This window comes from Shewanella psychromarinicola (assembly GCF_003855155.1).
GTDB classification, from domain to species: Bacteria; Pseudomonadota; Gammaproteobacteria; order Enterobacterales; family Shewanellaceae; genus Shewanella; species Shewanella psychromarinicola.
The window spans coordinates 2492917-2513052 of the sequence record NZ_CP034073.1 but is presented as its reverse complement, the minus strand read 5'-3'; the positions used below and the strand labels follow the sequence as shown (position 1 = coordinate 2513052).

Genomic DNA, 20136 nt, shown 5'->3' with positions numbered 1-20136 from the left:
GATTTCCGCTCACATGCAACGTTGTTTTGAGCGAATACTGCACACTATTTGCTATCACGTTCTATTTTCAAACCCAACACTATCAATTCAACGGCGCGGCGGCGGGTCTTCCACCAATCATAAAAGGTACGGCGTGGAACCTGGGCGAGATCTGCGACTTCTGTTGCATCTAGGCCACAATTAGCTTTGCAATACTTTGAAAATTCGCCTTGTTCTTTATTTGTCATATCATCCACTTTCTTCTCAACTTGAAGGATTCTAACCTTTTTTGTTTTGTTGCTTTTCTTTTGATAAACCACTCTGCAATCGGACTAAAAGCCGTATAATCCATTGCGAGGATCTTGCTAATGGAATCATCACTAAAGCCTGTTGTGATCATGATATCATTTGTGCTCATTCCTGCTTTATATGACTCAATAACGCACGTTCTAACAAGTGATAGACGCCTTACACCTGCATCCCAGAGCCCTGCATTTTTAATTAACTGATCTAACAGCCTGTTCATTGCGTGTGGGCTGATGCTTTCCCCTCTATTTTGCACAGTGAACGGCTTGAGATTGTCATCGACAAATAACGGGGCGTTTGGGTTTAGGCTCCGGTAGTGCTTGTGAGGTATCGTATTGATCCTCAATTCAACCAGCCATTTAATATACTTTTCGAACGCCCTTTTTAGCTCATCGTTAGCCAGCACAATAGGCCGCTCTGCGCCGTCACGAGTTATGGTGTCAGGAAGTACCGCAAACTCGTGAAATGAGCCGTCAGGTGCAATAAAGACACTTACAGTTACCAGAGTTAGTTCAAGCTCTCTCAAGCCTAGAATAGCAGCCATTAGCAAGAGTAATTTATTTCTATGTTTTAGCTCAGTTGTTCGGCCAAAGTTTCGGCTAATCAGTGGATCATACAGTTCACCATTAACCAGTGGTCTACCATTCATAAACGCAAATATAGTTATTAACTTGCGTTTATACTGGGCTTTATTTATCTAAATGGCAACCGATAAAGCAGCAAGGCCGCATTATTAGCGGCCTTGGGATTAGGGATATAGGAAACGTTCGTCAGAAAAAAGCTCATTAAAGGGGGTTGGGTTTAAATATTTTATTTATTCGATTTCTCTCAGCGCTTTTTTTACTTCAGTTTCAGCGCTGTCTAACTCTCTTATCGCTTTACGAATATCATAATCATCTTCTACACCGGACTCCTACAAATCATCATTTCGATATACTTTTGCGCCAGAACTGTCAGTTGCGCTTTTTATAACCGATGATTTCACCCTGTAAAAACTTATCTCTGGGTAAGACTAATAACTCCAACCCAACCCCCCTAAGTGCTTTGCCTAACACTAAAGCGCTAGCTTTCGATTTATCTCCTTCAATCTCAGATAATGCCTTCCTTGTTATGCCAACCATTTTGGCATATTGCTCTTGATTAGCGAACAGCATTTCAGTACGCAATCTCTGTAAAGCCTTACCCGTCGTGATCTGACTGGTCATAAGCTCAATGCAAATACTTTTCATAAGCTCATCTTTGACAGAGCTCGGCAATTTTTGACGCTTTGCAGCAAGTGGTAGTCGGCCATGACGATTATCTTGGGCTAGCATTTTGGCCTTTTCTGTCATAGTAATTTCCAAGTTTTGAATTTCTTCTCTAAATGTTCATACCCCATACTTGGGGAAGAGAGAATAGATTGGGGAACACCTCGGTTTCCAAGCCTTTGCTTGAGATCAAGTAATTCTATTGCTGTCTGAGCCAATGCATCTAAAAGCGCTTTTGGTTCAATAAGATCAGCAAGACTATTGGCGATGTTAACAAAATCATATTGTCCACCTAATTCAAGTCCTCCTCCCCATACAAAAGTCCTTGATATCACTTCTGGATCGGCTTTCATGGGGGCAAAGTCATAAATAGGCGCCAGGGACACACAGTTGTTCTGCTTGATGAATGACGTATTACGACCGTGATTATCGGAATTACCAAAAGCAATATTAAGCAAGTCCCTGCGAACCCACTCGATAACAAACGCTGCGATTCCATTCTCTGCATCGAGAAACGTTGTTGTTTCACTGTTATCGTTTTTTAAAGTAAACACTTCTATTAAAGCGCGGATCACCTCGCCATGCTCCATCATAGTAGCAGGAGCAATATCTAACACAGAGTAAACTGACTCCATACCAAGCAGTTGCTGTTTATTGCCTATTGTTGCAACATCAAACCTCGGCAACCAAAGTGATGGACCTCGCTCGCTCTCTATCAAGCGCATTTCATCAGTGGGTATAGTATCGAAACCAAGTGCTTTAAGTTCGTGATAGAAGTGAAACTCAGCCCTTAAAATATCGTGGTCGATACTTGCGCTTCCTCTTGGAAATTTGACTAAGTATCGGGTGTCTAGATTGCTTGGATTATCCTGAAAGGTATCGATCCACACTCTGTCATCTGGATCACAACGAAGAAGTAATTTAGGCGCAGCACCACCTGCACCAGACGCACCGCCAGCAGCGGCTCCATTGGCCTGTGCGTATTCGATAAAGTCGACTTCAAGCCTACAAACATCGTCAACGCTAAACGTTACCGGTATTGGGTTAATCATCGTTTTAGGTACCGACTCCTTCACCCTGATATTGCCTATCGGTGCGATAGTACCTTGAGATAACAAGATAAAATTCCTGGTAAACTTATCTTCATCGAGCAAGCGCAGTGTTCGTAGCCAGTATTTACGACTTGAGCCTGAGGGAATAATGTCATCTAAAAAACGAAACCAGTTTTTATGATTTCGATAGGGCATGCTGTCGTTTGGCAAAGTAACGCTGGCTGCTGTTTCTGCAAAATCATTATAGTGTCCAAACACATGATCTATTTCATAGTCCAGCCGACAAAAGCTTGGCTCAAGGTGTTCAGCAAACTCGATAGTCGCAACATCATGCCACTCAAAAGCGTAGTTAATTTGAATCGTAATTGCTTTAGACATTATGTATCCATTTCGGTTCAATAATGAGTGTAAAACCAATTTATTGAAACAATATTAGCACATTAAATAGCTATTACATCATTTATTGACACGATTTCGACTCAAAAAATTAAAACCAGTTTGTGACTACAGAGCGCCTTAAGTCACCTAGATTCTGTCAAACAATCGCAAATGAACACCGTTTAGCCCGTTAAATAAGTGCATTTGTGGGCAGTAAAAAGCAAATAGCCACTGCTCGTTGTGTTGAGGCTAACATGGAACATGCTCAATCAATCGTCTTTATCGATCTTGAAAACGCTAGAGGTGAGGAGTCTCCCGAGCCAAAGCAACAGCCCGCGCAGCTCTCGTCGTAATAGAACGTCTTACCCCAAAAGGGAAATAACAAAAAACCTTAAAATCAATAGCTTAACAAAATATTTCGAGCCTATTTTACCGATATCCCAACCATCCTCTACCATTTGACTTTATTTGCTTTTTATCCGTACTCATACACCAGTGAGACTGAAAACCACTCAAACATCAGCCATTGAGACACATTTTTCTGAGGTTGTTGGATGAGACATTCACGTGGATGGCCTCAGCGTAAGTCAGATGGGATCTGTTTTATACTCTGGTAAGCCCATTTATCGATGACTGAAAGCCATGTGGCTTCGCAGAAAAAGGCTGACGTTCAGTCACGGCAATAGATTTTTGCTGCGACTTAACGTCAGGCCGAGTGGACATCAAAACCCAGTTGGACGGAGTGAGGCCATTACTCACTGTGACATCAATCCCTCGCATAGCGCTCAATGATTATGCACACACTACAATAAATGGTTTAATGCTTAGGCACTATGACGTTAATAAGTATATTCAACGTCATAGAAGCCTAAATTCATTACATCACTTCCTTTTGATAACGGACTGAGATCAGGATCAGCCATTCGACTTTGTTCAACCGCTAACCTTCGCCATTCATCCAACGTTTTTTTATCACCATAACTTGTCGCCAAAAATTGGATATACCGATCACCTAATACGTTAATACTCGCGTCCAGCGAGGGGGTGAAACTGAAGTTAGGTATGGTTCCCCTGATCCCACCATGCAACCGCCACACTACACCACCATCACCGTTTCTCCCACCGAGGACTATTTGACCAAAAGCAATGTCATCACTGGCATTAGAAAAATCATATTGATAAGGGGCTTGTTGGCTGCGTATTGTTTCATATAATGAATATGCCTCTGTAGAAAACGCGTTATTAACATCCAATACCATTTCGCTTGAAGCATTACCTTGCTGATCCAGCTTACGAATGGCCGAATTGGCAGAATAACCCACAGTGTCGTAAACATTAATTTGTTTAGTTATATTAGATGACACGTAATAATGTCCTCCAATAGTCGGATAAATAAAGATGGGCTCATTGGCGTAGTTATAGCTATCCCAGCCACCTGAAGAATAAGCATGTATATCATCTTCACTGCTATTTATCGGATCGTTAACCATGACTCCTTCATGAGTAAAATCATTGAGACTTAAGGTGTATTCATCCAGATTGGTTAAGTCAATCTGTCCAGCTTGACTCGATTGATGATCAGCTGCCACTAACTGAATATCTATGGGCCCTTGCACATCACACCATTCAAGAAAGTAATCTGCCGTATAGGGTGTTAAATATCCCTGTCCACCGTTGATATTAAGTTTGCTATCAGGGGAGGACTCAATCAAATTTTGAACAAAAAATGTGACATCCTTGCAACCACAATCAGGTGCATAGCTCAAATTAGTGAAATGAATGACACCTAAATCTCCCCCTTTCGTATCCATAATGGTATCAATACTCAACGTTCTAAAACCATAATTGCGGGTAAAATAATTCAGCGCAACCGTAGTGATATGTTTAGCATCACTCGGCCATGCAGTAGTTAACAGACCATTTGAGTCTGTTACATGCTCTGCAATCACGTCGCCTTGTGCATTATGAAAAAGAACTTCTACACCCGCTTTGGGCGATTGTACATTACATTTATTCGTCACAACGGTATTGAGCGTAAGTTGTGTATTGATTGGATTGTTTGATGGTTCACCCGAGTTGGTGGTTCCTGCATCATCGCCGCTGCCTCCACCACATCCTAATAATAGTATTGAGGTGAATGACGAAGTTAGCATCCATTTTGTCGTTCTCATATCTCTTCCTTAATATGATCGAGCTGAACAGTGAAAGGGAAAGCCCCATCAAAAAGTTCATGTTAAGTTTATAAAAATAGGAATAACACCGATTAAATACAGAGTGGCCACACCTTCGTGGAATACAATTTAAGACTCCCTGTTTGGCGAATAATATAACTGATACTAATCGTTCACCCAAACGATTTGTTGTCAATTTGATTTCTATTTGTTAAATTCTCGTGCAGCTTGCTTCATCGTCCAGCGACTCCCGCCGATCAGTCGTATCAATTAAACCACATCACAGGTGAGGTTTAGCGGATACACACTGTCATTAAGCATAAACTGCAATGGCACTGATACTCACCTCTTCTTTATTAACCAGACAAACTGGAGTTTAACACTAGGTTGGGGCGTACCATTTGATTAATGATTACGGGCAATAAAGCGTCGGGTAAGCTTCAGGAAAGGCCGCTCCCCACAGAATTATGGTTTTCTGGTATTTTTACATTGGTCCTCTTGTATTCCATAACCAGAACAGGGTTTCCTCTGCGAACTAACTGTCATAACCGCTTCTTTCTTGTATTTAACCTGATACATAAAGGTTTAATAGATAAGAAATGTTAGATCACGCTGCTTTTTAACGATAATGCTACCATCCACTAAACTCGCTTTAGTATAGAGTAAGACTCTGTCAAAAAAGGTCGATTTTATCATGACGATAAAACCTACCGCTATCAACGTTATTTAGTTGCTTAGCGATGAAGCTAATTTTAGTAGTGGTAACGACACGAAATTAGCGTGATAGCGTGATCATCAACAGCATAAACAAGCCTATTTGTGTCATCAATACGACGCGACCAAAAGCCAGATAAGTTTTCCTTTAGTGGCTCTGGTTTACCTATGCCCTCAAATGGCGAACGTTTAACATCATTGATCAGCTTATTAATTCGCTTTAGTGTTTTCTTGTCTTGAGTTTGCCAGTACAAATAGTCATTCCAAGCATCGTCAGTCCAGGAAAGTAAACGCATGCGACTACTCATCAATTAACTCTCGTGCTGTTGTTTTACCAGCACGATACTGCGCTATGGAACGATTTAAATGCTCGGCATTTTCAGGCGAGCGAAGTAAATGAACTGTCTCCATAAGACTATTGTAATAGTCTAGAGACATAACCACTGCATCTTCCGAGTCACGGCGAGTTATTACGGTTGTGTCAGCATCATTAACGACACCGTCTAAAACGGCTTTGAGACTGTTTCTAGCTTCAGTAAAAGATACGATCTTCATATGAACCTCCACATGTACATTTAATTGCACAAGTATAGCCTTATACGTTTAAGTTGTACAGCTAATTGGACATGTGATATTGATAAGGCAACTAACGTTTTAGTCATTTATGCATTGCACTGTTTGCATCAGGCAAAAAATCATAGTTTATTTGAAGCGGTTGTGGTTCTTTCATATAGGCTGGAATGTTTGCCACTTCTACTTTAATCTTCTGTTTTGGTTGATATTTTCTCCCTGGAGAAGTACAAACAGCGTTTCTATATGTTGCAAAGCGACTTATCGATAACGTTTGCTCTATTGCTTCATGTGGCATTGAAAGTCCTAAGATCGATTAATATTGTCGATACCGTCAGTTTTGTACTAATATGACTCTGAGCACTTTGGATATTCCTGCTTCGGCAGCCCACCAAAGTCATAAGATAAAGATAAAGATAAAGATAAAGATAAAGATAAAGATTAAGCCTACGACTTCTGTTGTGGGTTTTTTCGTTTAAAGGGGCTAACCGCCATCTTTTGGCTTTGTCCCCACCTTTTATTTTGTACTGGGGCATTTCTTCTTGGGGTACATACACCCGTTCCCAGATGGAAATGGAAGAACTAGCAGGTTTTTGATGAACTTTATGTTCTTGCTCGGAGGTTATCATTGGACAATTATTCCTGTAACTCAGCGTACCAAGTACCTTGATCCGCTGGAGAGTGCCTCGATAGATAGTAATGTTGCGCCGTTTGCTGAGTTTATAAAAGGTATAATGCCTGCTTAGAAGTAGGAAGATAATGAGTTTGATGTTGAGTGCTAAAAATAATGCTTATTAGGAAGAGTGAGCGACTGGGTTCATTCTAAATCAAAACAATACTAATAAAATATGCACATTTTTATGCTAATGCTGGATGGCTAAGGCAAGTCAAAGCTAAATATGGTACGGCCAATCAAAATCGACTTATCCGTTATTGATAAAGAACAATGATGGTAGCACTCGTATTTACCATGACAGTATCATCGCTTTCGAACATCATATTATGAACATGTTAAGGAACTACTGATGACAACGACCCAAGAAGCTTCATATCAACAACTCAAAGCACTTCTTGAGTGTTATTTTACAATTGATGACCAAGATTACCTGATCCCTGTATTACTGAGTTTTTCAGGTGATGCCAATAAGGTCATCTCTTGGTTTACTCAAGAGCCTATACCCGCATTCGGTAATATCACAGCTTTAGGGGTTTGTGTTAGTGGCGATGGTAAATTGTTGATCGATTATATAAAGTCAATTCAAATGGGTGGGTATGCTTAGGTTGGACCACCACCAACCAAAACAAACTGACACTCACTTATTGTTGGAGACTCTATCGACGACATTGACAATTATTGTTAACACCGCAAAAGTGCTGAATGGCACTGAATTAATGAGACATGACGGTTATTGTGAGTTTAATAACAAGGTTCATTCATTACAAGCCGGCTTAGCCACTTTTAGTTAAGTAGCACAATGAGGTCAGCCACAAAGTCACTATACTGGTAATAAATACATTTTATATTGGGTATATCTAACATGAGTAAAAAGCCGATATCGATGAACGCTTTAAACATTAAGATAGCAAACGCTCAAGACTTAAGTACTTGCGAGGGGCTACTATTCGATAATATTTTTGACGTTGTAGATGAGGATAAAGCGATTTGTCTCAAAGAAAGCTCAGATATGTGTATTGGTATCAGAGAAATTTTGACGACATGCCAGATATCGAATTCTGCCAAGCATCAGCTAGCCTTGAAGCGAATTGAGCAAATATGGAATGCAGAACCTAATACCGAACTGGGAAATGAGCTAGATGAGTTGGTTAGAATTGTTTGCTCCTATGAAGAGCAATTTTTGAGCTAGATGTGAGGGGGACAGCATTCTCTGTCAAGTTACGCCTAACTGTGATCCTTTTAATGGGTTTAGGTAAGAATGAGATGACCGCTCAACCTCTTACAGCTCATGAAGATGCATGATTTGTTCAGAAAATGAGTCCAATACAAAATAACGGTTAACTTGTGGATTGATCGACAAGTAACTGTGCCATAGGTTGGGTGTTACATGACATTGAATGGCTTGTGTTGGATCTTCCTCTATTAGCCTAATGGCAGATCTCGCAAGGGTTTTTCAATGACTTCAATCATAGATTTGGTCAGCGGCAAATGCACTTTTTCTTTCGTCCATACTTCTTAGAAACCTTCCACTGTTTGCTTGGCAGGATCCAGCACCAGCTTTTCTGGCAACATGGCTTTGGCCGCTAAATGCGATAATTCATCCAAAGTAAACTCACTGAATTTTTTACTCCGACTAACCTTTAACGCAGACAGACATTCGATCGGCTTAGTTTACTCAACATTGGGTTGCAAATAACCATTATAAGTTTGTTGCGTAAGTTTACTAAAGGGTGATTTTTAATGCCTATCGTATTAAAATACTTATCAAAGTAAACTCGCTGATTTACACGAAACCAATATTCAGACGTTAAGTCACCTCAGATCGATTTAAGCCATAACAGAAATCGCATTGAAATCGACATCAGAGATATTACATTGTGGCTTACTTTCTTTGAGTGGATAGGCGATTAAACCGCCAACCACATTCAACAAAAACAACTAAACGATTGATTTAAAACTACTTTGCGCGAATAGGTTGGGCCTATTTTACCGAGAGACCAACCAAAAACTAATTCACTGATTTAAATCAACTTTTTACCATCACTCATACACCGGTGAGACTAAAAACCGCCAAAACATCAGCCATTGAGACGCCATTATCTGAGGCTGTAGGATGAGGCATCTCACGTGGATGGCTTAAGCGTAAGTCAGATGGGAGCTGTTTTGTGCTCTGATAAGCACTCTGGTGGGGTTTATTAGGCAGGCAAATGAAGCACCTATTATGTATGAGTATGTATGAGTGTTATTTAAGCGAGACCAACAAGAAGCCAATTGCTAGTTAAGTAGTCGTCTAGATCTATCCTTTAAGCCATCAATAATCGTATCTCTTATATGCACTGGAAAATCTTGAGGTAACTGAGAGTTAACTTTAGTGATGACTGAGTCAACTGAATTGGCTATCTCATTCATGATGTCCGCCATAGTTGCAGGATCAAAACCTACGGCTTTTGCGGTTTGAATAAAGTGCCTTGGGAAGATCTGTCCTATTTGGTACTTCTTACCTCTTGTCGCTTTGAGCCCCATAGCCAGCTTTGCATCGCAAATATTTACCCCTTTACCGCCGAGCACAGGATACAAAGATAAAATATCGTAAAAAGAGGTTAGTCGATATCCGCCACCCGCCTCAATAAAAAGTGAGAAATTTTTAGCGTGACCATCGGTTGCCGCTAATAGCCAAAACAGCACCTGAGACTTCATGAAGTTAACTCGATCTTGCTCTGAATTGGTGGAGCCTAATAAAGACAACATAATCTGCTCAATATCGGGGCCGCCGTGGCTTTCATATTTTCTCGCTAGCGGAATGTTTAATGCTTGGCAAAAGTCCTCTTGGGGCAAACGCATAATCCATTTACCATCAGATGAGAGCCTACGGTCAAAGCGTTCCACAGCAAGCGCCTTAACATCACCCACCTTAATGATAGAGCATTGTGGTACATCTAAACCAAACTCCCTCACAATCATCATACATAAGTATTCGTTTTCAACGCTGTCAGACATATCAAGAGTATGTGAATGACTCGGTATCGAACCTATGGGCAGCTTAATGATGTGCGTTGTCGGGGTCGCCTTAATAGGAAGCCGCCACTGTCCATCTAGATTAAGTAAGGCGGTTTTTTCTTGGGCACCTGCTATCGATATTCGAAAGTCATCTTCATCGGTTAACATGCCTAATGGAATATCCGACTGATAACCCTTTAACACTCTTTCCAATTCTTTATCTGATAAGGGTTTAGACTCAATCTTTTTGATATCAAACGGCTGTTGATCATGTGGTACAAGTTGCAATGCACCGACACTGTCTTGGCCGACTTTAGCCAATAAATCGAACGCTTGGGTCGATTTAGCATTGTGGCGAGCAACAATTCTGTTTCTCACCTCTATATTATCTGGGAGTAGATTATCGAAGAAATTGTAAACCTCATCACCTTTATACGCTTGCTTACGCAGTGGCATAGACAAAGAGATGGGACGACTACTGGAGGTATCTAACCATTGCTGTTCATACTTAAACAGATGGGAGCCTGTGGTCGATTTAGTTAACTCTCCGACTAGGTAACCATTCATATAAACATCAAGGATAGCCATTACCACTCCTCCTTCCATTCTTGCTCAGTCGGTATAGCGTTATCATCTACAAGCTCACACCCTAACTCTGGATTTCTAACTTTAATATCTAGCTCAAGGTTTAATGCCGATAATATCTTAAACAGTGTTTCTATTTTAGTAGAGTCAGGGTTCTGCTCAAAACTAGAAACCGTATCCTGACGAATGCCGACCTTACTAGCCGCTTTACTTTGCGATAGCTTCATATTCAGCCGTGCATCTTTAAGATACGCGCTAAGCTGCTTTGAGTTCGTCACCTTCATAATCACTTTACCTATATAAACAGTTCCAATAACACTTTACACGCTATAGCAGGTAGATCAAGTTTTACACGCTATAACCGTTAAAGTAATATTTACACGCTACAGCCGTTAAATATGTGATTACATACTAACGCGTGTTGCCATAAAAGAGACTGACTCAAAAAATATGAATGAATAAAAAAGAAATACTAAGGGGGAGTTTGCCCATAAGAATATCAGCTTACAGACCAATCAAAGTGGTACTAAAGTGGTGACTAAATGCATTTATCACAAAATAAAACACCAATAACACATTGAATTAAAGCTAAAATCAAAAGCTGCACCACATTCAGAGCCAGAGTATAGAGCGGAAATTACTAACCTTTACAAAGGGTTACAAGCATTCACTTACCGTCATGTAACTATCAAACAGGGTCATGACGGTAACTCCAAACCTTCTAGAACCTTTATTAAACGTCAGTTCCCTTCAATTTTAAAAATCGAAATACAAGTCATTTGGCGAGTCCCAACAAATAGTGACATCCAAAATAGTGACTAAACAAATTAAAGGAGAAAAATTGGAGGTAATAACACATAGCGGTAGTTGTTACATTATTGAGCATAATCCAAATCTTTTCGAATTAACACTCGCTGAATTTGCAGTGATGAGAACAGGAGCGTACTCGCCCCAGCGTATAATTGAGATGAGAGACATATTAAAGCAACTCAACAAAAATCAACATTGAAATAGATTGCCGCTGTGATGATTGTTTGTTAACTAGTCAAATAATCACCACTATCGGTTATTTATTGATGATACATTTCACGAGAGTAATATAATCACCTTTATCGGTGAATATATTTAAAAGTTACTGGAATCGTTCTATAATCACTGAAATCGGTGATTAATTTTTAGTAAGGTTCGATTGATGGCTAAGAAAGTAACAGCTTCGAAAATGCCTAGCTCTGCATTCATAGATAATGCAGAAGTTCTGGGCCAACTCATCAAAGCAAAAAGAACGGAACTCGGCCTAAAATTAGCAGACTGTGCCGCGCTATGCGGAATTGGTATTAATACTTTATCACGTATTGAAAACGGAAATTCAAACTGCACTTTATCAGCGGTATTTTCTATTTTAAACGGATTAGGTATTAAGCTAACCTCTAAAGAATTAACCCCTTTAGAAAAGATATCATCACCTCACGATGACTGGGTTTAGATATGACAAAAGCTTACACATACAGGCTAGGCATCAAATACGCTGATCAAGTGATTGGAAATTTATCTTTAGATAACACTACCAACTTATTAAAACTTAGTTATTCACCGCAGTGGCAAAACGAAGGTTTTGCTATCTCACCCCATTTATCACTGGATAATCAACACTCACCAGAAGTCGCTTACAACTTTCTAGATAATGCCTTGCCTGAAGGTGAAGCAAGAAAGCTATTGGCTGAAAATCTGGGTATTTCAGAGAAAAATGTTTATTCACAAGTCCGTGCCATTGGAAATGACTTAGCAGGCGCTGTGACATTTTTACCGTCATTAGAAGAAGAACACAACCAGCCGTCTTTTAGAATACTTGAAGAAGAAGAGTTAATTACAAGACTCGACAATAAAGAAGAATTTGGCCTACTCATATGGGACGATAAGCCACGTCTCAGCGTGGCCGGAGTTCAAGATAAATTAAATGTTTTTATTGATGAGAAAGGCACTATTGGCTTTGGTGATGGCTCACTCTGTTCTACCCATATTTTAAAATTTGAAAAGAGAAACTGTCCTAATCTCGTCTTGAACGAATTCTTTTGTATGAAGCTCTCTAGTGCAGTTGGATTGCCAACTGCTGATGTTGAGTATAGACATTTTGGACCGCACCCATCGCTCATCGTAAAACGATTTGACCGCAAATATGTTGCCAACTCCAACAAAGTAATGAGACGTCATGTTATCGATGGCTGCCAAGCATTGAATTTACCAAGAGACTACAAATATGAGCGAAACTTGGGTGACGGAAGAGATATTCAACATATTCGAGATGGAGCTAGCTTAGTAAAGCTATTTGAATTCACTGAACATATGTCTTCGCCAATTGAAAGTAAGCAATGGCTTATAAACTGGCAACTGTTTAATTTAATGATCAGCAACTACGACAGTCACGGCAAGAACGTTTCACTATTCTTTGATAGAAATAACGCACGATTCACTCCAGCTTATGATCTCGTCAATATCGCTTTGTTCCCTCAATTTAAACACATGTTGGCGATGGCTATGGGAGATGAGTTTGACCCCAATGATATTCACGCGTATCAACTGGCTGATTTCGCAGAAACATGTGGTATCGATAAGAAACTGTTATCTAGGTTATTGACTGAATTGGCAAATAAAGTGATAAAACAACTATCTACTGAATCGTTGATTGAAAGTCTGAAAACTCAATCTCATTTTTCTGCTAATGATATAAAGTATTTTCAGCAACTGAGTGACAACATACTTACAAGAACCGAGTATTTAAAAGCTCAAGCAGTTGAAATACCTTATATTGAAGTATAGAGACGTCCACTTAGTGGAATAGGTTTTTTTAGGGGGGATTACCAACGAACGTAGCCAACACTGCTGCGGATCCAATTAGGAAGGATATAACATGCAATTTATGATGCGACTCGCACCTATTACCTTTCCAATAGCCATTCTGGCAGGCCTTGGTTGGTGTATTGGTATTGGCATTGCCTTACTCGAACAGCCACATGGCTTAGGCTATGCAATTACCCGATATTGCATGATGATATTTGTGGTACTCGCCCCTGGGCTTACGCTAAAGCTCACGTTCTTCGTGATTGTCAGCCTAGGACGCAAACAGGGGCTAATCGCGCTTGCACGCCCAACGTGTAGCCTGAGTTATGAAGAATCACTTTATTAGTTCAGAGTATTGGCCTTTTTCGATGGTAAACGCAGCCGTACCCCCGCGTATGCCAAAAAAGCCAATCAGGAGAAACTAGCCTACCCACCATTTGCTCACTTACTGTGGGTAGTTGGGACAATGGGGAAAAGCTTTATATCGCAAGCTTTAGAGGATAAATAGATGAAGCTCTCGAGCCCAATAATTTGCAGAGCCACAGCTTCCATGCCAATGACTGCCGTTGTCGGTACACGCTTAACAATGGCCTTCATCCAGTTAGTACGATTATATTTTCCTTGCCAGATAATATCTTCACTTTCATTAACAGCATGAATGTGGAAAACGTTCTTGGCTAAATCGACACCGACTCTTATCGTGTTTTTCATAAAAACCTCACTGGTTATAAAAAAGACTCCTGCTGCTAGTTTACTCTATTGTCAGCATATGGGACGAATGGGTGAGGTTGTGTCCATTCCATTGCTTACCGATCAACCATATCATCCATATCAGCCATATCAGCCATATCATCCACAGTATTTAAAAGGTCAAGAAGTTAACATTATTCAACAACAGCCTAAGTAAGAAACTAATTAATAGTCTGCAATCACCATAGGCCTGTCAAAGACTCCCAAGCAAACTGGTGCACAAGATCGACAAACAAAAACAAAAAAGGTCGAGACCTTGATTTTATGTTGTGCAGTGAATTGTTGTTTGTCGTCAAATCGACTTTAACGCAGCTCTAGCGGATCTTGCGAATAATCATGCCTCGACTAGAAATACCGTAATCAATTATTCGTATTGAAAAATTTGTGCTTTTGCACGGTGCAATCCACGATTGCTAATGTTAAAAAATACTATGATGGAACCGCTTTTTCCACAATGTGATCAGGTAATTTTCGTTGTATTAGACTTTTAAAATCAAAAAGGTGTAATGCCATTTCATTCAGAGATGCCAATAATTGGTTCGGGGGATACTATCAATTTACTCTCCACGACAAGCTCAATGACAATCTATAAGTGCATCCACATCAATTTAAATTCATCATCCCAATCAATTTATCTTTCGCCAAAATATGAATCAAAATCACCTAAATCGTTTATTACACAATAAAAAACAACATTTTTGTTGTGTAATATCATGAATAGTAAAGGATTTATTAATAAATATAAATAGTATATCTATTGTAATTACCAATAATTACTGTACAAATAGACAGTAAATAAGAGACGTGAAAAATTAATTTCGGTAAGCGTCATCTATATGCGCATGAAGAATAAAAATATGGTAAATATGAAAACAAAACAGCGCTTAATTAACAGTTTTACCCTTGAGTACCATCCTTTGGTCGCAAGTTTACTCCGCGAGGAGATAACGGTGCCGTCCCCCGCCGGCGTGATTGACCATCTTCATGAGCGTGAAATACATATCTTGCTGAAAACAATAACTCTGAATGTCATATCTGTAACTCGTGAGCATTTTCTACTTTTAACGCCCGAACCATTGTTTGCTCTACTGAGACAACATCCCTGTGCTCAATCACAAAAAGTGAGCTTATGTGAATACCAACATTCAGCAGATAACATCGAGCAAACAATCACGACATTAATGTTCACCCTTCCAGCATTGCAAAACAGCTATCAATCTTCACACCTAAAAACGCTGGCTTCTAGACTCAATAATGCTAAGTCAACCCATTCGATATCAGCCAATACTCTGCCAAAGAAAAGCCGCTTAGCACTATTTGCAGGGGTATCGCCATCTGCAATACGGTTAGACAACAAGAAGCTAGCCCGCAATGATGATAAGAGCAAAGGCAAAGCATGAGTAAACTAAGTGCTATCAAACGTAAAGCACGTCAACGAAATAGCGGTGGAGTCTTCCCTGAGTCGATGAGCGTAGCGTTAACATTACTTACCGCTCTGCATCGATTAAAATCGCAAAGACACCCTAGCGTTAACAAAAAGATCAGCCCTTACGATCGACATTTGTTTTATTTTGTCTATCTTTGGCTCACTGGCGAACTTGTGGACTGCAAAACTATTGACGATATCCCCACGATAGACATTCTCACTGGCAGTGAACCATGCAGAGCCAATGCGCTACGGCGAGTGCGTATGAATAATATTTCATGGGTCGAGTATGCATTGGCACACGACACACAACATGGCATTAAATGGCAGTGGCAGCCGTTACCGAACGGGCTCAATGCTTACTTTAGCCATGCCTTAACCCAGTCTATCGAGCATTGGGATCTATCCGTTCATGAAAAAGAGGCTTTTATTGATTGGGTAACGACAAAATGGCGAACCCCACCCTCATTATCAGGCCGATACCGCATGCGCCGTGATGGACTTTTTGGTTACTTCAAAACGTTAGCCAATCTTGATAGTAGCCTATCGACACTCAGTAAACGAACATTGCTCGGTGAAGCAGGCTTGCATCATCACTCTGCCAGTGCCTATCAATCCCAAGACAGCGATCAGCTACGTTACGAGATCTTTCACGCACAAACCCGATATCTCGATAGACTTCGTCAAGTACTGATGGATCCGAAGCTCGAACCGATGCTCAGTGTGCCGCTTCCCATCACCGCTAACGAACGTTCACTGCTACATAGAAATGACCCTCTGCCTGAACATTTACTCGTAGCGGGCCGCATTGCAGAGTTTCACCTCGATCTCACTAAAGCAACCAAAACCTATGTCAAAATGCCAGCACTTGCTATTGGGTCACAGCGGATGTTGGAGGTGGATAAAGTAAGGCATTTTTTCCGTTATTTACATCAACAAGGGCGACAGCTGACACGCCCGCAGTACACCACGAGCGCCTTACGTGAGTTAGTTAATTTTCGCGCGAATGAACTCGCATTACTGTTCATCGTATTAACAGGTGCTCGCCCGACGCATGCGATTACGCTTGAACAGGCTTACTGCTTTAACTTTCAATACGCTATTGTTAGCGACAAGGGACGCTGGCGCAGTATTATGCTCCCTGATTATCTGCAGCAAGCAATCCAGCGATTTGAACAGCTCAAACACCAACTCAATCAATTTTTCCCAAAGTTTACCCCCTCACCAATGGTGTGGTTTGAGATCAATGAAATGGGTGAACCGCAGCCTCTCACAGCAAAGACACTGCGTTATTTTATGAGGCAGTACTGGTCTGAATGCATACAAAGTGTTCAGGTTGTGCCCTACCAACTACGGCATTTTTTTGCTCAGCACGCAAGGGCATCACTCGATCCAGTCTTATCGACTCAAGATGTTGATCAACTAATGGGACACTCCTCCTTCGGTGAGCACCTTGGCAGTGATATGCATTTCCCAGCATCACAAAGAAAACTCAAAAAACACCTTAACGGCATCAGTGATTTTTTACAGCTAGCGCCAATCATGGAGGAGTAGTGATATGTTCAATTACAGTACATTACAGCGCTACTATGATGACTTGGGGCTAGTGATAGAAAAACGCAGCGATATCGATTGGGTATGTCTACAGATTGAGCAACACGCCAGCCAACGTCAACTCAGTGAAGTCAGTCTCAAGCAAATAAATAATGCCATAAGCAACATTCCAACTGGGCGACAACGTCGGCTCAAACGAGCAAAAGCTCAAGTCTTACAATTTCTTTATGAAGTCTGTGATTGGGTGCTGCCTCGAAAAGAAGAGGCGCGGTGTCAAGATCGTGCACTCGAGTGGATGCGTGAAATACAAATCTTCAACGACGATGCTGGCAGAGTACTACGAGGCTACTCTCAGCAACGCCAGCGCTTTCTCGCCGCCCCCAAAAGTAGATCTCAGAGTGAATTAGCTTGGTTACTGGTCGTGCTCTACATAGAAGTAGCGCCCCTGCCATTAAATTACTGGCAAGCGGTGCTCTGTAGTACTGATCCAATCACATTTTTTGAAGGTCAATATACCCTAAAGGTGCCACACCCAGCGCCTATCGCGGCATTTGCTAACGACACTCAGCCTAGTTTTACCCGGTTACCACTGCCACTGTTTGCTTATCGGCTATTACAACAATATATGCTACAGCAAACTCAGGAACCAACAAAAAGTGCCCTTTTAAAAGCATTAAATAGTGCATTATCTGCGCAGCCTTATTATCTTGCTCCGCGCTCAGAAGCGAAGTGGCAACGAACGTTTCAGTCATTGTGGCACCATCATTATCAAGTACCTGCCGAACTGTTGCGCGATATTTCAGATCCTCTACGCCATGTTGCGACGTTACCTCAACATTTCAGCCCAACGTTGCCACTCACAATCAAAAAATCACTCTACCAACCTATCGTATTTCAGCGACAAGAAAACCAAGATGCCATTCATTCAAAGTCGGGGAAGCCTCATTGGCCACACAAAGAATTAATCAAATCTTACCGCCGTAAAAAAAACGCATCCGCAGTAATCCCATTAGTGCCCAGTTGGACTCAAGATAACATCTTGCCTAAGCTTCTGTTTCATTTCTGCGAGTCGTTATTTATTGAGGGCGGAGTTAAACGTGACAACCTACCAGCAGACACAGTCGACCGCTACAGCAACTTTTACAAAAACCTTGCTCCGTTAACGTATCAAGCGGCTTGCGAGCCCGATAAATTAGCACTATGGGCGCAGCAAGCATTTGAAACCCTTAATGACAAAGACTCTCAGGCCTGGCATTTCTACCAGTTTTTACGCAGTGTGTCCCAACAGCCATTGACCGATCACCTTGATTTGAGTCAATTTGAAAAGCCTAGTTTACCTGCTCGAGTTGATCCCTTTCGGCTGAGTGTTGCTCAGTTACACCTAGTTATCGAGCACTTACTATCTTCATCAAATGGCCACGCTCTGCAACGACTGTTTGCCAGTGTCGCAGCCTTATTTGGCTTCTATGGTGCGTTACGTCGTGGCGAGGTATTACGCCTTCGTGTGGGGGATATTCGTCAAGCCTTCAATCAGAATAACCATTTTCAGCTCACCATCACAAAAACTGCTGAAGGCCGAACTAAAAATCGACAAACTCGCCATGTGTATATTGTCATGCCTGAAGTGGCAGCCAAACTTGTACGTATTGTCATTAAAATCCATGCAGAGAGTGATCACGCACAACCGCTATTGGCATTATGTGGTGAATCCATTGCGTCACGCGCAAGTCATTATTTATACCCGGTAACACAGGTGCTCAAAGGACTGTTTGGCACGCAAGTACGTTTTCATCATTTACGCCATTCAGGTGTTGAACTCACCTATCTGCAAGGATTGCATTTGGCCTATGAGCGAGAAGATAACCATTTGGCCTGTTTGCTCGATGATAGAGCGATGCAAACAATGCTGACTAAACAGAACTGCTTAGCACGCTTTAGTTTTTGGCTAGAGGGGCGTGATTTTAGCGAGATAAACGACTGCTTGCTTTTTGATGTGATTAGCGCCCAATTTGGCCATGCCCACTATGCAACCACACGGCGTCATTATTTACATGGACTTGAGCGGATCATTCCACTATTTAAGCCACACAAATGTCACTACAGTCGTGATGAATTACGCTTCATTTTAGATATGCCAACCGGTTCAAATGATATATCCAGGGTGCTTGCTGAACTTAGTCCTCAATACGCCTCATTGCCTGAACAAGCTAAAAAATGTTACCGCCCCTACTATAGCGAAGCGCAACTGCTAAAAAGAATCGTCCCAAAACAGCCAGCATCCATGCTTAAACAGCAATGGGATGACAATGAATGGTTAAAAATTTGGACTGCTAACGCACCAAGACAATGGCACAACGGGCAAGTATTTCATCTTATAAATGGTCAAGCAATGCGCAAGTTAACAACTGGAGAGCTTACAATGAGGTCCCTGAGCCAAGCGTGGATGCTGTTGGGGCAACACCAAGGGTTAGTGTTGGATAAAAAGCAATGCACCGCGATGAAGCACTTAGGCGGAGCAACGATTGCTGAAGCGTTCATAAGTGAACACTTAGCAAGACCGGATGAGCCAGGCAAGCTAGATATTGTATTTAATTGCCCCTGCAACCAACGAACACTTAAAGCATTTCAGAGCTTATGTCATCAAGGGTTTCTCAAATCATTCAATGCAAAATTGACTTTAGTGCAAAATCGAAAAAGCCTTAACAGTCATAAGCTTGAATTGATCAAAAGCCACTTTGCTCGCAAGCAAGACACAGTGTTGCATAACGTTATACCAGTTGGTGACACCAGTCTTAACATCATATTGCACACACCATTTTCAGCAATAATATTCAAACGCCCACTAGCGCAGTATTTTGCTGATCTATTAACTATCACGACTTAAAAGGATCCCACC

General features: G+C 41.2%; 20 protein-coding genes and 1 pseudogene. 9 read left to right on the top strand and 12 right to left on the bottom strand.

What is annotated here, in order from left to right; genetic code table 11:
- Positions 1-44: 44 nt before the first annotated feature.
- The 8 genes from EGC80_RS11045 to EGC80_RS22550 all read right to left on the bottom strand — a co-directional run bounded on the left by EGC80_RS11045 (position 45) and on the right by EGC80_RS22550 (position 6715).
- A complete protein-coding gene (locus tag EGC80_RS11045) occupies positions 45-227 on the bottom strand; it encodes a hypothetical protein (protein WP_124013269.1) in 183 nt (60 codons plus the stop codon).
- Positions 224-934, bottom strand: a complete 711-nt coding sequence (locus tag EGC80_RS11040; RefSeq protein ID WP_124013268.1) for a site-specific integrase — start codon at positions 932-934, stop codon at positions 224-226. The genes EGC80_RS11045 and EGC80_RS11040 overlap by 4 nt, the downstream gene beginning before the upstream one ends.
- 304 nt (positions 935-1238) lie before the next feature.
- A complete protein-coding gene (locus EGC80_RS11035) occupies positions 1239-1616 on the bottom strand; it encodes a helix-turn-helix domain-containing protein (protein WP_124013267.1) in 378 nt (125 codons plus the stop codon).
- A complete protein-coding gene (locus EGC80_RS11030) occupies positions 1613-2962 on the bottom strand; it encodes a type II toxin-antitoxin system HipA family toxin (RefSeq protein ID WP_124013266.1) in 1350 nt (449 codons plus the stop codon). Before EGC80_RS11030 ends, EGC80_RS11035 begins: the two co-directional genes overlap by 4 nt.
- Positions 2963-3801: 839 nt before the next feature.
- Positions 3802-5133, bottom strand: coding sequence for a hypothetical protein (locus EGC80_RS11025; RefSeq protein WP_124013265.1), 1332 nt, complete (start codon positions 5131-5133; stop codon positions 3802-3804).
- A 752-nt stretch (positions 5134-5885) separates the two neighbouring features.
- Positions 5886-6155, bottom strand: coding sequence for a Txe/YoeB family addiction module toxin (locus EGC80_RS11020; protein WP_124013264.1), 270 nt, complete (start codon positions 6153-6155; stop codon positions 5886-5888).
- A complete protein-coding gene (locus EGC80_RS11015; RefSeq protein ID WP_124013263.1) occupies positions 6148-6402 on the bottom strand; it encodes a type II toxin-antitoxin system Phd/YefM family antitoxin in 255 nt (84 codons plus the stop codon). Before EGC80_RS11015 ends, EGC80_RS11020 begins: the two co-directional genes overlap by 8 nt.
- Positions 6403-6505: 103 nt before the next feature.
- Complete coding sequence (locus tag EGC80_RS22550; RefSeq protein ID WP_206191861.1) at positions 6506-6715, bottom strand: hypothetical protein; 210 nt, start codon at positions 6713-6715, stop codon at positions 6506-6508.
- A 244-nt stretch (positions 6716-6959) separates the two neighbouring features.
- Here EGC80_RS22550 and EGC80_RS22980 point away from each other — a divergent pair, with 244 nt between their 5' ends.
- The 3 genes from EGC80_RS22980 (at position 6960) to EGC80_RS10995 (ending at position 8282) form a co-directional block, all read left to right on the top strand.
- Entirely contained in the window at positions 6960-7163 is a 204-nt protein-coding gene (locus EGC80_RS22980; RefSeq protein WP_164839453.1) for a Fic family protein, read from the top strand.
- A 279-nt stretch (positions 7164-7442) separates the two neighbouring features.
- Positions 7443-7697 carry a hypothetical protein gene (locus tag EGC80_RS11000; RefSeq protein ID WP_124013262.1) on the top strand — a complete coding sequence of 85 codons (255 nt, stop codon included), beginning with the start codon at positions 7443-7445 and terminating at the stop codon, positions 7695-7697.
- Between the two features lie 258 nt (positions 7698-7955).
- Positions 7956-8282, top strand: coding sequence for a hypothetical protein (locus EGC80_RS10995; protein WP_124013261.1), 327 nt, complete (start codon positions 7956-7958; stop codon positions 8280-8282).
- Between the two features lie 638 nt (positions 8283-8920).
- On the opposite strand, the pseudogene EGC80_RS10985 reads toward EGC80_RS10995, so the two are convergent.
- The 3 genes and pseudogenes from EGC80_RS10985 to EGC80_RS10975 all read right to left on the bottom strand — a co-directional run.
- Positions 8921-9028, bottom strand: a pseudogene (locus EGC80_RS10985) (IS982 family transposase); the annotation flags it as partial.
- 339 nt (positions 9029-9367) lie between these two features.
- Entirely contained in the window at positions 9368-10678 is a 1311-nt protein-coding gene (locus EGC80_RS10980; protein WP_124013260.1) for a type II toxin-antitoxin system HipA family toxin, read from the bottom strand.
- The gene (locus tag EGC80_RS10975) at positions 10678-10959 is read right to left on the bottom strand and encodes a helix-turn-helix domain-containing protein (RefSeq protein WP_124013259.1); all 282 of its coding nucleotides are present in this window, start codon (positions 10957-10959) and stop codon (positions 10678-10680) included. The genes EGC80_RS10980 and EGC80_RS10975 overlap by 1 nt, the downstream gene beginning before the upstream one ends.
- Positions 10960-11867: 908 nt before the next feature.
- Here EGC80_RS10975 and EGC80_RS10965 point away from each other — a divergent pair.
- From EGC80_RS10965 to EGC80_RS10955, 3 genes are all read left to right on the top strand, one after another.
- The gene (locus EGC80_RS10965) at positions 11868-12158 is read left to right on the top strand and encodes a helix-turn-helix domain-containing protein (RefSeq protein ID WP_124013258.1); all 291 of its coding nucleotides are present in this window, start codon (positions 11868-11870) and stop codon (positions 12156-12158) included.
- 2 nt (positions 12159-12160) lie between these two features.
- Positions 12161-13489: a HipA domain-containing protein gene (locus EGC80_RS10960; protein WP_124013257.1), complete on the top strand. Its 1329-nt coding sequence runs from the start codon at positions 12161-12163 to the stop codon at positions 13487-13489.
- Between the two features lie 91 nt (positions 13490-13580).
- Positions 13581-13856, top strand: a complete 276-nt coding sequence (locus EGC80_RS10955; protein WP_233768634.1) for a hypothetical protein — start codon at positions 13581-13583, stop codon at positions 13854-13856.
- A gap of 95 nt (positions 13857-13951) precedes the next feature.
- Here EGC80_RS10955 and EGC80_RS10950 read toward each other — a convergent pair whose 3' ends face one another.
- A complete protein-coding gene (locus EGC80_RS10950; protein WP_124013256.1) occupies positions 13952-14221 on the bottom strand; it encodes a hypothetical protein in 270 nt (89 codons plus the stop codon).
- 905 nt (positions 14222-15126) lie between these two features.
- On the opposite strand from EGC80_RS10950, the gene EGC80_RS10945 reads away from it, so the two are divergent.
- From EGC80_RS10945 to EGC80_RS10935, 3 genes are read left to right on the top strand one after another with little or no spacing between them, the layout of a single operon-like run.
- Entirely contained in the window at positions 15127-15660 is a 534-nt protein-coding gene (locus EGC80_RS10945; RefSeq protein WP_124013255.1) for a hypothetical protein, read from the top strand.
- Positions 15657-17240 (top strand): site-specific integrase, encoded by a 1584-nt coding sequence (locus EGC80_RS10940; RefSeq protein WP_124013254.1) that lies wholly within the window; start codon positions 15657-15659, stop codon positions 17238-17240. The genes EGC80_RS10945 and EGC80_RS10940 overlap by 4 nt, the downstream gene beginning before the upstream one ends.
- A 4-nt stretch (positions 17241-17244) precedes the next feature.
- Positions 17245-20124 carry a site-specific integrase gene (locus EGC80_RS10935; protein WP_124013253.1) on the top strand — a complete coding sequence of 960 codons (2880 nt, stop codon included), beginning with the start codon at positions 17245-17247 and terminating at the stop codon, positions 20122-20124.
- The last annotated feature ends 12 nt before the right edge of the window (positions 20125-20136 follow it).

Excerpts from the sequence above, each read along its gene's own strand:
- EGC80_RS10940 (WP_124013254.1), top strand. The coding sequence starts at position 15,657 with ATGAGTAAACTAAGTGCTATCAAACGTAAAGCACGTCAACGAAATAGC.
- EGC80_RS11035 (WP_124013267.1), bottom strand. The coding sequence starts at position 1,616 with ATGACAGAAAAGGCCAAAATGCTAGCCCAAGATAATCGTCATGGCCGA.
- EGC80_RS11000 (WP_124013262.1), top strand. The coding sequence starts at position 7,443 with ATGACAACGACCCAAGAAGCTTCATATCAACAACTCAAAGCACTTCTT.
- EGC80_RS10965 (WP_124013258.1), top strand. The coding sequence starts at position 11,868 with ATGGCTAAGAAAGTAACAGCTTCGAAAATGCCTAGCTCTGCATTCATA.
- EGC80_RS10935 (WP_124013253.1), top strand. The coding sequence starts at position 17,245 with ATGTTCAATTACAGTACATTACAGCGCTACTATGATGACTTGGGGCTA.
- EGC80_RS10995 (WP_124013261.1), top strand. The coding sequence starts at position 7,956 with ATGAGTAAAAAGCCGATATCGATGAACGCTTTAAACATTAAGATAGCA.
- EGC80_RS11030 (WP_124013266.1), bottom strand. The coding sequence starts at position 2,962 with ATGTCTAAAGCAATTACGATTCAAATTAACTACGCTTTTGAGTGGCAT.
- EGC80_RS11025 (WP_124013265.1), bottom strand. The coding sequence starts at position 5,133 with ATGAGAACGACAAAATGGATGCTAACTTCGTCATTCACCTCAATACTA.
- EGC80_RS11020 (WP_124013264.1), bottom strand. The coding sequence starts at position 6,155 with ATGAGTAGTCGCATGCGTTTACTTTCCTGGACTGACGATGCTTGGAAT.
- EGC80_RS10955 (WP_233768634.1), top strand. The coding sequence starts at position 13,581 with ATGCAATTTATGATGCGACTCGCACCTATTACCTTTCCAATAGCCATT.
- EGC80_RS11040 (WP_124013268.1), bottom strand. The coding sequence starts at position 934 with ATGAATGGTAGACCACTGGTTAATGGTGAACTGTATGATCCACTGATT.
- EGC80_RS10945 (WP_124013255.1), top strand. The coding sequence starts at position 15,127 with ATGAAAACAAAACAGCGCTTAATTAACAGTTTTACCCTTGAGTACCAT.
- EGC80_RS11045 (WP_124013269.1), bottom strand. The coding sequence starts at position 227 with ATGACAAATAAAGAACAAGGCGAATTTTCAAAGTATTGCAAAGCTAAT.
- EGC80_RS10980 (WP_124013260.1), bottom strand. The coding sequence starts at position 10,678 with ATGGCTATCCTTGATGTTTATATGAATGGTTACCTAGTCGGAGAGTTA.
- EGC80_RS10975 (WP_124013259.1), bottom strand. The coding sequence starts at position 10,959 with ATGAAGGTGACGAACTCAAAGCAGCTTAGCGCGTATCTTAAAGATGCA.
- EGC80_RS10950 (WP_124013256.1), bottom strand. The coding sequence starts at position 14,221 with ATGAAAAACACGATAAGAGTCGGTGTCGATTTAGCCAAGAACGTTTTC.
- EGC80_RS10960 (WP_124013257.1), top strand. The coding sequence starts at position 12,161 with ATGACAAAAGCTTACACATACAGGCTAGGCATCAAATACGCTGATCAA.
- EGC80_RS11015 (WP_124013263.1), bottom strand. The coding sequence starts at position 6,402 with ATGAAGATCGTATCTTTTACTGAAGCTAGAAACAGTCTCAAAGCCGTT.
- EGC80_RS22550 (WP_206191861.1), bottom strand. The coding sequence starts at position 6,715 with ATGCCACATGAAGCAATAGAGCAAACGTTATCGATAAGTCGCTTTGCA.